Source organism: Christiangramia gaetbulicola (assembly GCF_003054225.1).
GTDB classification, from domain to species: Bacteria; Bacteroidota; Bacteroidia; order Flavobacteriales; family Flavobacteriaceae; genus Christiangramia; species Christiangramia gaetbulicola.
The window spans coordinates 101353-113275 of the sequence record NZ_QBKQ01000004.1 but is presented as its reverse complement, the minus strand read 5'-3'; the positions used below and the strand labels follow the sequence as shown (position 1 = coordinate 113275).

Below are 11923 nucleotides of genomic sequence, written 5' to 3'. Positions count from 1 at the left end.
AAATTATTCTTTAATATCAGCAAGTTCATACTCTTCCTGCTCTTCCAACTGTCTTTCATTATCCTCAACCCCATGAGTTAATCTCTTCAATGGTTTCAGCATAATAAGTACAATTGTAGCAAAAGCTACTGTGAAAATTGTGATTCCAGAGAAAATGGCGATATCACCAGCTTCTGAAGCAAATTCCCCAACAATACCGGCTACTTTATTTCCTAAACCTGTCGCAGCAAAATAAACCCCCATCATTAAGGAAGCATATCTTACCGGAGCAAGCTTGGTAATAAAAGAAAGAGCTACTGGAGACGAACAAAGCTCTCCAATGGTATGGAATAGGTAAGCTAATACCAACCAGTACATAGCAGATGATCCATTAGCTTCAAACTGTAATGCCGCGAAAACCATAAATACAAAACCAAGCCCCATAATGATCACTCCTGTTGCCATTTTGAAGATAGATGAAGCTTCCTTGCTCTTTAATTTTCTTCGAGCCCAGAAATTAGCGACTATAATTCCAAATATGATAATAAACATCGCATTTAAGGACTGAAACCATGAAGCTGGCACTTCATTTCCAATTAATGGTAATGAAAAAGGTAAAGTTCTATCTGTATTATCTAATGCGTAAATATTCATTAGTCCCCCGGCCTGCTCGAACGCACCCCAGAAAACGATCACCAAAATAAATGATAATAACATTACCACATATCTGTCTTTCATCACCTTGGTGGTAAGGTCTTTGTAAACCATCATCATCATTGAAATCACGATAGTAAGAAAGATGAATAGTAAACCATAAGCAATTCCCATGGCGTAAAAACCATACAGAGATGCAGCTAATAATACTAGAGAAATAACTAGCTGAACAGGTGATTTTAGAAGATCCTGGAAAAGATTTCCTAAAGACGCTCCTTCATCTCTCTCTACTTTAGAAAGAAGGTTTCCAACATTAGTAAGATGCTTCTGCCCTAAAAGGTATACGATCAATCCTAAAGCCATTGCAATTCCGGCAAGACCGAAACCATAATGCCATCCAATATTTTCACCAACATACCCAACAATTAAACTGGAAAGGAATGCTCCAAGGTTAATCCCAATGTAGAAAATTGTAAATCCTTTATCACGTCTAATGTCCCCTTCTTTATAGAGACCACCAACCATCGTGGAAATATTTGGTTTAAGGAAACCTACACCGGCAATAATCAAGCCCAAACCTGTATAGAAAGCCCACATTTGTTCAACAGCTAGAATTCCGTGACCGGCTACCAGAACAATACCCCCAATGAGGACTGCACGTTTTTGCCCAAAGACCTTATCTGCTAGAATTCCACCGGGAATCGAAGCTACATAAACAAGCATTGTATACCAACCATATAATGCAAGAGCTTCAGCCTGGGTCCAGCCTAAACCAGCATTCCCTTCAGTTGTTGCACTTACAAGATATAATACCAAAATTGCACGCATCCCGTAATAGGAAAAGCGCTCCCACATTTCAGTAAAAAATAAAATATAAAGCCCTACCGGATGCCCGAAAAGCTCTTTCTGTTTTACACGTACGTCTCTAGTTGCCATTTATTCTAGGTTAATTAAATTATAGTTTTTCAAGTATAAAATCTGTCATCAGGTTATAAAGGTGCAATCTGGTATTCCCTCCATAGATACCATGATTTTTATCAGGATAGATCGCCCAATCGAACTGCTTGTTCGCTTGTATTAGCTCTTCCACCATTCTCATAGTATTCTGAACATGTACATTATCATCTCCACCACCGTGAATGATCAGGTAATCGCCCTTAAGCTTTTCTACATGGCTCAAAGGAGAATTATCATCATATCCAGAAGGGTTCTCCTGTGGAGTTCCCATGTATCTTTCGGTATAAACAGTATCGTAAAATCTCCAGCTGGTCACCGGAGCCACGGCAATGGCCATAGAGAAAGTATCGTTCCCTTTAAGGATCGCATTAGAAGACATATATCCCCCGTAGCTCCATCCCCAGATCCCGATTCTGTCTGCATCTATATAATTTCTTTCACCTAATTTCTGAGCAGCTGAAATCTGATCTTCTACCTCGTATTTTCCTAGTTCCTTATAGGTAACTTTTTTGAAGTCTGCTCCTTTAAACCCTGTTCCTCTACCATCAACACAAACCACGATATAACCTTTATCGGCTAGTAGCTGATACCAGTAATCGTTGGTATTGTAATAGGAATTCGAAACAGACTGAGAACCTGGACCGGAATACTGGAACATTAATAATGGATACTTTTTGTTCTCATCAAAATCTGATGGTTTGATCATCCACATATTAAGATCGTTCCCGTTGATCTCTATAGTTGAAAGCTCCTTTGGAGAAAATTCATAACTAGCAACCTTATCTAAAAGCTCCCTGTTATTAAGTATTTCACGAACAAGTTTACCGTCTTTAGCTCTATGCAGGGTATAAACATGCGGGGTAGCTACATTGGTAAAAGAATTGATAAAGTAAGTATAGTCAGCGCTAAAAGAAGCCGAATTCATACCTGTTTTATCGGTAAGTCTTTTTTTGTTTTTTCCGTTTGGCTTTATTGAGTAAACATCACGATTCACACTTCCATTCTCTGTACTCTGATAGTAGATCTTATCTTCTTTAGCATCATAACCGTAATAATTGGTCACTTCCCAATCTCCGCTGGTTACCTGGTCCAAAAGCTCTCCGTCTTCATCATAGTGATAAATATGGTTGTAACCATCCTTCTCACTGGTCCAGATAAAGCTATTATCCTTAAGGAAGGTAAGATTATCGGTAATATCTACGTAGGCATCATCTGTTTCATTCAGAACCACTTCGGTATCATTATCTTCAGCGTCTACAAAAATAAGGTCAAGGTCGTTCTGAGCTCTATTTAGCACCTGTACACTTAACAACATTGGATCTGCCGTCCATTTAATTCTTGGAATGTAGATGTCATTCTTTGCTCCAATTTCAATTTCTGAAGATGATGAAGCTACATCATATTTATCGCCAAGATCGATCTCACTGGATTCTTCAGATTTCACATCATACATATGCAGGCTCACTTCAGAATTTGCCTCACCTGCTTTTGGATATTTAAAAACATGCTGACTTGGATAAAGGTCCTTGCCGAACATGTCCATAGAAAATTCCGGAACTCTGGATTCATCAAATTTGATATAAGCCAATTTTTCTCCGGTTGGATTCCATTCGAAAGCTTTCACGAAAGAAAATTCCTCCTCGTAAACCCAATCAGTAACTCCATTTATGATCCTGTTCATTTCGCCATCTTTGGTCACCTGGGTTCTTTCCCCATTCTTAAGATCAAGAATGTAAATGTTATTTTCAAATACGTAAGCTACCTTCGTAGCGTCTGGAGAAAAGGATGCCTCCTGGATCTTATGATCACTAACTTTCTTCAGGCTCTTGGTTTTTACGTCATAAACATAAAAGATCTCTTTTGAAGACCTTCTGAAAATAGGTTCAACCTCAGTAGACAAAAGGATTTTATCTTCCTTTTCACTGAATTTAAAATCATCAAATGCTTTGATCTCAGCAAGATCTGCGCTATTTACAATAGTTCTTGTTTTCTTGCCGGTCTTATAACTGTAGACATCGATGCTGGTATTACCAGTCTGGCGGTCCCGGTTAAGGATCACATATTCTTCGCCGTTCTTTAATGATTGTAGGGATTGTAGTCTTTGTTCGCGGAATGTACCACTCCATATTTCTTCAAGACTTACTTCTTTTTTTTGTGCCGTTAGCACAGAAGATGCTGCCAAAATAAAAGCAACCAGTATTGTAGGGAACTTCATAAAATTTTAAGAATATTTAATGCAGGCCAAGTTTACTAAAATTTAACCAAAAAATGACCATGCTGGTTTGTTAAATGCTAACAATTTGCTAATAAAAGTTCAGCTTTAGATGCTTCATCCCGACTAATTTATAAGCCTTTAAAAAATATGCTTTGTATCTTTGACCTCCTGAAATACCATAAAAATGACAAAGCCCGTAAACGGATTTTCAAAACTTAACAAAACCGAAAAAATAAATTGGCTGGCGGAAAATTATTTAAATAACAACGATACCGCCGTTTCAGTCCTGAAGCAATATTGGAATGACAATAATGATTTGCAGAAGCTTCATGATGAATTTATTGAAAATACAGTTTCAAACTTCTACTTACCATTAGGTCTCGCGCCAAACTTTTTAATAAATGGCAAATATCATGTTTTGCCAATGGCCATAGAGGAAAGCTCCGTCGTTGCTGCTGCCAGTAAGGCCGCCAAGTTCTGGAACGAAAGAGGAGGTTTTAAAGCCACCGTGATCGATACAAAAAAGATCGGACAGGTACACTTCCTGTTCCGCGGAGATTTCTCCAGGCTCGACCAATTGGTTACAAATATTAAGCCGAAGCTTAGAGAGGCGGTGAAACCTATCACCCGCAATATGGAAAAAAGAGGTGGTGGAATTCTGGATATCGAGCTGATCGATAAGACCGAAAAGCTTGAAAACTACTACCAGTTGTTCGTGAAATTCGATACGCGGGACTCCATGGGAGCAAACTTCATCAACTCCTGTCTCGAGAAATTTGCCGAAGTTCTGCAGGAAGAAGCCAGGAAAAATCCTGATTTTACCGAGGATGAGAAAAACATTCAGGTGATCATGAGCATACTTTCTAATTATGTACCTGAATGTACGGTTAGAGCAGAAGTATCCTGCCCCGTAGATCAGCTTTCTGAAGACGAGAACATGAGCGGAGAGGAATTTGCTGAAAAATTCATACAGGCCGTTAAAATTGCCGAGATCGAACCTTACCGTGCCGTTACTCATAATAAGGGAGTCATGAATGGTATAGACGCGGTCGTCCTGGCCACAGGGAACGACTTTAGAGCCGTGGAAGCAGGAGTTCATGCCTATGCCTCCAGGAATGGACAATATACCAGTTTAACCCATGCAAAAATAGAAGACGGGATCTTTAAGTTCTGGATGGAAATCCCATTGGCCCTTGGTACCGTGGGCGGACTTACCAGTTTACATCCCCTGGTGAAACTCGCATTAGATATTTTACAAAGACCTTCGGCCAGTGAATTAATGGAGATCACCGCGGTAGCCGGCCTGGCTCAAAACTTTGCCGCTTTAAGATCCTTAACCACTACCGGGATACAGCAGGGCCATATGAAAATGCACCTGATGAACATTCTCAATCAGAACAAAGCGACCGATAAAGAAAAAGAAGAACTTGTAGAGTTCTTTACTCACCATACCATCACTCACAGCAGTGTAATGGAGCAACTGAAAAAAATAAGATCTTAATGCAGGTATTCAGAAGTAATGGAAAACTATTAATAACAGGAGAATATGCCGTACTGGACGGGGCGAAATCTTTAGCTGTACCCACTACAAAAGGACAGAGCCTGGAAGTTTCAGAAGGTGAAACCGGCCTGATCTCCTGGAAGAGCCTCGATGAAAATGACAATATTTGGTTTGAATCTGATTTCAGGATCAATGAGGGTGATTTTCAACCATTGCTTAATTTAGACAAACCTGAAGATAAGGAAACGGCAAAAAGGCTTCAGCAGCTATTAAGATCTTGCTTTAGAATGAATCCAGCGGCCTTTTCAGATAAAGGCTATAGTATCACCACTAAACTGGATTTCAATAGAAAATGGGGACTGGGCACCTCCTCTACTCTTGTAAACAACCTGGCGCAATGGCTTCAGGTTGATGCTTACAAATTACTTGAGGAAAGTTTTGGAGGTAGCGGTTACGATATTGCCGTAGCCAAAAGTGATCTTCCCATTACCTACCAGCTTACAGCGAATGGTCCGGCAGCTTATACGGCAGATTTCGACCCTCCATTTAAAGACCAGCTATTCTTTGTTTACCTGAACAGAAAACAGAACAGCCGCGAAGCTATCGCACATTATCGAAATACCCCTAAAGAGGACATACAAGGCCTCACTGAAAAGATCTCCGGAATCACGGAACAGATCATTACCTCTGAAAATATCTTAGAATTCAGGATGTTGCTGCAAGCACATGAAATGCTTATAGCCAAGGCTATTAATACGCCCAGGATAAAGGAAGAGCTTTTCCCTGATTATCCCGGCTTAATTAAAAGCCTGGGTGGCTGGGGAGGCGATTTTATCCTTGCAACCGGTGGCGAAGAAGAACAAGAATACTTCAAAAAGAAAGGCTACGATACGATCTTCAGTTATAAAGATCTCATTAAATAAAAAAAGCCTCACCAATCGGTGAGGCTTTTTTATTTATAGCTTCAGAGGTCTAGTAAAATCTAGCTCTGTTATCTTCAATATCAGCTTTCTTCTTAAGAGCTTCAAACACTCTCATTCCAGCCTGCGCTCTACGAGCAGCACTTTCCTGCTGAGCATAACCTTTATAAGAGTCCATAGCCGGAGCTTCGAACTTACTTACCAGCTCTGCTACATAAACACCTTTTTCACCAGCGATCGGCTCGCTAAGTTCTCCTGCTTCAAGAGAGAAAACAGCTCCAACAACTTCCGGCTCTTCGCCAGCACCTGCTAAAGTAGGACTGCTCAGGTTAACCGCATCTGCAGTTTGAACGCTTACGCCCTGGTTATCTGAGATCTCTTTAAGGCTACTCCCCTTAATTCTGGATTTGATGATCTCAGCTTTTTTCTGCTTCTTAAGAATTGGTGTAACGGTAGCCGCAGCTTCCTCCACACTCATTAATCCTTTATCTTTTTTAGCTGTCAACTGAGCTACAATATAACCATCGTTGGTATCGAATCTTCTAACATCTCCAACTTTAGCTTCATCTTCGAAAGCCCACTGTACAACTCTACGCTGTGCACCAGCACCAGGAATATTCTCTTCAAGAGCTTTGATATCCTTTACAGTTCGCACCTCGTAATTACCTTCTTTTGCAACACCAGCAAAATCACCTTCAGAAGCAGAGATCTCGAATTTAGTAACCTCGTTGAAAAGGTTGTTCATTGTTTTCTCTGATGCTTCGATCTCTCTGGCAAGAGTTGCAACTTTAACTGCTCTGGCAGCATCTGTCTGGTCTTCTATAGAAACCACGTGGTAACCTATTGGAGTTTCCACAACCCCAATATCGCCTGTTGAATTTTCAAAAACATAGTTTTCGAAAGCAGGGATCATCATTCCAGGAACGAAATATCCCAAATCTCCAGCCTGTTCTTTATTAGAAGTATCAGCTGAATATTCTAAAGCCAATTCAGCGAATTTTTCTTTATCTGCTCTGGCAACGCTTGCGATACTATCGGCAAGTTGCTTTGCTTCTTCTTTATTTCTTCCTGAACCTGCCCCAAGCTGAGTACCTTCATATGCAATAAGAATATGACTTGCTTTTACAGAATCTGGAATATTCTTAGTCTCTACAACCTTGCTTAATTTCCAGTATCCATTCTCTTCGTAAGGACCAAAAGTTTCACCTTCATTAAGATTGAAGATAGCTTCTGCGTTATCTCCGGTAAAATCATTTCTGAATTTGAACCTGTTCTCGTAAGGAAGATCTGAATTATTGCTGATAAAGTCAGCATAATCATCTGTATTGTCAAACCCGGCAACAGTATCATTTGCACCAATAGCCGCGTTGTATTCTACACGCTCACCTCTTAGATCACTGATCGCTGCTTTAGCGTCGGTTTTATCCTGGCTGGAAGCGCTTTCATTAAAGATCACGTACTGTATGCTTCTTGAAGCTTCAGTTTCAAAACGTGTTTTATGATCTTCAACGTAAGATTTGATATCAGATTTAGTCACTTCAACTTCGCTATCTGGAATTGAAGAGTAAGGGATCTGAACAAACTTCATATTGATATTATCATTCTGAAGTCTGTAAGCCTGCTCACCTTCCAGTAAGGTTGCTCCTACTCCAGCACTTACCATATTATAGTAAGTATTCAACTTGGCAGTTTTAGCCAGGTCTGAAGTGAACTGCTGCCACTGCTGATAAGCTTGTGGAGAAGTCTCTTTTAAGTTGGCCACATATTCTCTTAGTCTGTTCTCATCGAACATACCAGCTTCGTTGGTGAAATTAGGATTTCCAGCCATTTGAGATTTCACAAGACTTGTGATCTGCCCTTCACCGGCTCTTATTCCCAGTTCCTCAACCTGCTCATTTAAGATCACTTCTCTTAACTTCTGATCCCAAATACGGTTTACTGCCTGAGTAGTGCTGAAATTCCTACCCATATTTCTTTCAAATGCTTCTACTTCACGAGCGAACTCTTCCCTGCTTATTTCGTCACCATTTACGGTAGCGATAACATTCTGAGAATTTTGAGAGCTTAAGCCTCCGTTTCTAATCACATCGGCCAATACGAAAGAAAATAGGGCCAATGCAATGATGATAATCAAGAAAACAGACCTTTGTCTGATTTTGTTTAATACTGCCATTTGAATGTATAATTTGTCAAAATATAGGGGGCGAAAATAAGGTTTTTAGGCTAATAATAAAATTTAAAATTAGCAAATTCTTAACTTTCAAGCTTTAATCTTCAGGATCGATTTTCAGCTCCACCAATTCGATTTTGGTATTGGAAGTCTCAATGATTTTTATTTCGAAATCTTCAATGCGAATTACCTCTCCCTGCTGCGGAATTTCTTCGGTATGATTCACAATAAAACCACTCAGGGTTTCATAATTTTCGCCTACGGGAATATCTACTTTATAGTTTTCGTTCAGGTAGTCTACCTCCAGCCTGGCAGAAAATCTGAAATACCCATCCTCCAGTTTTTCCTCGATAAGAACCGCTGAGTCATGTTCATCTTCAATTTCACCGAACAATTCCTCGACGATATCTTCCACGGTCATCATTCCACTCGTACCTCCATACTCATCTATAACCACCGCAATGCTCTTTCTCTTTTTAATAAGAATATTAAGCACATCCTTGATCCACATAGTTTCGGGTACAAAAATGACCGGCAACAGGATAGATTTTATGGATTTTGGTCTTTTGAACAGTTCAAAGGAATGCACATAACCAATAATATCGTCTATAGTGTCATTATATACCAGCAATTTAGAAAGCCCGGTTTCGGTAAAAGTCTGGATAAGATCGTTTGGCGCCTGGTTCTGGTCCACGGCGATGATCTCTGTTCTTGGGATCATCACTTCCCTGGCTTTGATATCTGAAAACTGCAGGGCATTCTGGAATATCTGTATCTCACTATCCACATCATCCTGCTCCTCCACGGTTTCCATTTGCTCACTAATGAAATTTCCCAGCTCAACTTTACTAAATGCAAGCTGAACTTCATCTCCATCGGTCTTAAAGAATCGCTTCAGAATAATATCTGAAATCCAGATAACGAAGGAAGACACAAAACTGAAAAGCAAATAGAAAATATAGGCCGGCACCGCAAAGAACTTCAGCATCGTATTCGCATAGATCTGAAAAATCACTTTCGGCAGGAACTCAGCAGTAAGTAATATGATCAAGGTTGAGATCACCGTTTGGGTTAGTAGACTCAGGTCTGTAATGATATAATTTACAAATCCGCTTTGAGAATCTATACCAGTTAACCAGGTCATTAAAAGATCACCCATAAAGAAACCATAGACCACGAGGGCAATATTATTCCCTACGAGCATAGTCGCGATAAATTTCGAAGGTTTTTTGGTAAGTCTTTTCAGGACTTTGGCAAGAAAATCATTTTGCCTTTTTTCAATCTCTATAAAGATCTTATTCGAAGAAACATAAGCGATCTCCATTCCAGAGAAGAAAGCGGAAAGCAGTAATGAACAAACTATAACAAGTATATCAACCTCCATTTAGGCTATTTATTACGATCTTCATATTTGCGCCTGAAACGTCTTTTAAAGAAGAACATAAAGATGGCGATAGCGACGAAAAACAGGAACAAATAAGACCTGTTTCTCTCGGTATTCCATATCCTGATAGCTTCAAACAGAAAGAACGCTGCAAAGAACAGGTAGGCGTATTCAAAATATCTAAAAAATTTATTCATCCTTTTCTTCTTCTATTATCTGTATACCAGTATTGGTTCTTGATCGAAAATTACTGAAATCCTGATTAGAATCAAAACCAAGATCATCTGTATAAGAGCCGTCTGGAAATCTTATGGTATTGGGTTTATCTGTAAAGATCCAGTTCCTTTCCTGATCCCAGAAGATCTGGCTGGCCTCTAATTTAGTACTATCTGCAGTAAGGATCACTACATCTCCCTGTAGATCTATGAGGTTTGTCTTTTCGTAAACAATCCCATAATCTGCAGTTACCGTATTTTTTTTGTTCTCTTCATCAAAGAACTCAACTTCTACTCCATCTGGAAATTCCCGGTAAGGAAAAGATTTATTGGTATAATCCAGCATTTTCGGACTCTTAAGAGTAGCAACCAGCCTTCCCGAATCTGTGAATTTTAAATTGATGCCTTCGGCGATCGATTGAGGAGCATCTTCCTCTAAACTGAAGGCTCTTACTTCCTGTAGATTACCTTCGCATGAAAAAAGCATTGTCACGCCTATGAGCGTGACAATGCCTGAAATTATATTGCTATATGTGAGTTTCATCTTATAGGTTCGGGATACGAACAGTCTCACCTATCCAGCATCCAATAGAGATCGGGTCTCCAGCATTCTTACTAGACTGGAATACATCTGACTTCTGCGGAGCTCTACCTTTGTAAGCAGCAGCAGCCTGGTTCGCATTACTAGCGATAGATGGATCTACTCTTGCAGCTTTAGAAGCATAATCTGCCGCTAACCAGTATACCGCTCTTTTGTTAAATGCATCTTCACCACAGTTGTTCGCACTCTGAGCATACATGCTGGCGATCTGAAGGTATGCACTACCTAAAGAAGGCTTAGCCTGAAGTGCTTTGTTGTAAAAGTTTCTTGCCTGACCAAAACTACCTTTATCCTTGTAGTTGTTCGCAATTCTGTAATAGATCTTCGCTTTATCAGAAGTGTTAGTTTCAAGCTCAGCAGCCTGGTTGTAATATTGAAGCGCCTTAGAACTGTTACCTTCAGATTCAGCTAACTGACCTAAAGAGTATGCTGACTTTGCAGAAGGCTCTAATTTGTGTAGAGCTTCAGATACCTGGATGAACAATGGATCTTCTGTACAATCTTTAGCAGATAGTCTGGCATTCGCATTCTTCAACCAAGCAACATCAGATTTCTTTGCTTCAAAATCCTTTTTATATAAAGGAATTAGGTTTTCACAATCTGCTCTCGCACCAAGCTTAGCGTTGATCGCCTCTTTAACTTTACTATAGTTAGCAAGGTTGATCTCTGCATACTTAATTTGTTTTTCCTCTTTAGAAGTAAGAGCTTCTCCATCTTCCTGCTTCTTCAACAACGGAGCAAGATTTTCAGCAGCTTCGTTCTCTTCTTCCTCTATTTTAGCGAATACTCTATCGTAGTTATCGAAAACATCTTGAAGGGTTTTCTCTCCTTCATCCTGCATTTCTGCCATTAGATCGAAATAAGCATACAGACCTTTTGGACTCTTGAAGTTATCCTTGTCTTCAATATAAGCCTTATCAAAGGCCATATACTGCTCATTCTTATCTCCGATCTTGTTGTCGAATTTCAACAAAGCAATATCTGAATAGATCTTACCTTTAGAAGTTTTAGTTGGGTAAAGCTCCAGCCTGGTTTCCCAAACGTCGATCAATTCCTCTACTAATTCTTTTTTATCTCCCTGCTCAGCATTTTCAATCTTATATTCTAATGCTCTTTCCAGGTATTGATAAGTTGCAAGACTATATTTAGGGCACTCTTCCTTTACTTTTGTTAAAGCAGGATATGCCGCTTCGTAATTTTTCGCTTTTGCATCATCATAGGCCAGGGCAGCCATTGTTGCACAATCTCCAGATTGAGCGTTAACTGATCCAAGACCTGACAAAGCAATTGTAAGTAGTGCTATAAATCTTTTTTTCATTTTATTGTT

The 11923-nt window shown here is 39.7% G+C and carries 9 protein-coding genes; 2 read left to right on the top strand and 7 right to left on the bottom strand.

From position 1 onward, the window contains the following. Window positions 1–3: 3 nt before the first annotated feature. Together C8P64_RS15755 and C8P64_RS15750 are read right to left on the bottom strand one after the other, a co-directional pair. On the bottom strand, window positions 4–1569 hold the full coding sequence (locus C8P64_RS15755) for a peptide MFS transporter (RefSeq protein ID WP_108173062.1): 1566 nt from the start codon (window positions 1567–1569) through the stop codon (window positions 4–6). Window positions 1570–1588: 19 nt separating this feature from the next. Continuing rightward, a complete protein-coding gene (locus tag C8P64_RS15750) occupies window positions 1589–3805 on the bottom strand; it encodes a S9 family peptidase (RefSeq protein ID WP_108173061.1) in 2217 nt (738 codons plus the stop codon). Window positions 3806–3989: 184 nt separating this feature from the next. Between C8P64_RS15750 and C8P64_RS15745 the strand changes: the two genes are divergently transcribed. After that, complete coding sequence (locus C8P64_RS15745) at window positions 3990–5306, top strand: hydroxymethylglutaryl-CoA reductase, degradative (protein WP_108173060.1); 1317 nt, start codon at window positions 3990–3992, stop codon at window positions 5304–5306. Next, window positions 5306–6229 carry a GYDIA family GHMP kinase gene (locus C8P64_RS15740; RefSeq protein WP_108173059.1) on the top strand — a complete coding sequence of 308 codons (924 nt, stop codon included), beginning with the start codon at window positions 5306–5308 and terminating at the stop codon, window positions 6227–6229. Before C8P64_RS15745 ends, C8P64_RS15740 begins: the two co-directional genes overlap by 1 nt. A gap of 49 nt (window positions 6230–6278) precedes the next feature. Here the strand turns inward: C8P64_RS15740 and C8P64_RS15735 are convergent, their stop codons facing one another. The 5 genes from C8P64_RS15735 to C8P64_RS15715 all read right to left on the bottom strand — a co-directional run bounded on the left by C8P64_RS15735 (window position 6279) and on the right by C8P64_RS15715 (window position 11914). After that, complete coding sequence (locus C8P64_RS15735) at window positions 6279–8399, bottom strand: peptidylprolyl isomerase (RefSeq protein WP_108173058.1); 2121 nt, start codon at window positions 8397–8399, stop codon at window positions 6279–6281. Between the two features lie 94 nt (window positions 8400–8493). Then, window positions 8494–9780, bottom strand: a complete 1287-nt coding sequence (locus C8P64_RS15730; RefSeq protein ID WP_108173057.1) for a hemolysin family protein — start codon at window positions 9778–9780, stop codon at window positions 8494–8496. A gap of 5 nt (window positions 9781–9785) precedes the next feature. Next, on the bottom strand, window positions 9786–9977 hold the full coding sequence (locus tag C8P64_RS15725) for a hypothetical protein (RefSeq protein WP_108173056.1): 192 nt from the start codon (window positions 9975–9977) through the stop codon (window positions 9786–9788). After that, on the bottom strand, window positions 9970–10539 hold the full coding sequence (lptC, locus tag C8P64_RS15720) for an LPS export ABC transporter periplasmic protein LptC (RefSeq protein WP_108173055.1): 570 nt from the start codon (window positions 10537–10539) through the stop codon (window positions 9970–9972). Before lptC ends, C8P64_RS15725 begins: the two co-directional genes overlap by 8 nt. A 1-nt stretch (window position 10540) precedes the next feature. Then, entirely contained in the window at window positions 10541–11914 is a 1374-nt protein-coding gene (locus C8P64_RS15715) for a hypothetical protein (protein WP_108173054.1), read from the bottom strand. Between the last annotated feature and the right edge of the window lie 9 nt (window positions 11915–11923).

Bases quoted from the DNA above. Each gene is read 5' to 3' on its own strand.
- C8P64_RS15755 (WP_108173062.1), bottom strand. From the start codon at position 1,569: ATGGCAACTAGAGACGTACGTGTAAAACAGAAAGAGCTTTTCGGGCAT.
- C8P64_RS15750 (WP_108173061.1), bottom strand. From the start codon at position 3,805: ATGAAGTTCCCTACAATACTGGTTGCTTTTATTTTGGCAGCATCTTCT.
- C8P64_RS15745 (WP_108173060.1), top strand. From the start codon at position 3,990: ATGACAAAGCCCGTAAACGGATTTTCAAAACTTAACAAAACCGAAAAA.
- C8P64_RS15740 (WP_108173059.1), top strand. From the start codon at position 5,306: ATGCAGGTATTCAGAAGTAATGGAAAACTATTAATAACAGGAGAATAT.
- C8P64_RS15735 (WP_108173058.1), bottom strand. From the start codon at position 8,399: ATGGCAGTATTAAACAAAATCAGACAAAGGTCTGTTTTCTTGATTATC.
- C8P64_RS15730 (WP_108173057.1), bottom strand. From the start codon at position 9,780: ATGGAGGTTGATATACTTGTTATAGTTTGTTCATTACTGCTTTCCGCT.
- C8P64_RS15725 (WP_108173056.1), bottom strand. From the start codon at position 9,977: ATGAATAAATTTTTTAGATATTTTGAATACGCCTACCTGTTCTTTGCA.
- lptC (WP_108173055.1), bottom strand. From the start codon at position 10,539: ATGAAACTCACATATAGCAATATAATTTCAGGCATTGTCACGCTCATA.
- C8P64_RS15715 (WP_108173054.1), bottom strand. From the start codon at position 11,914: ATGAAAAAAAGATTTATAGCACTACTTACAATTGCTTTGTCAGGTCTT.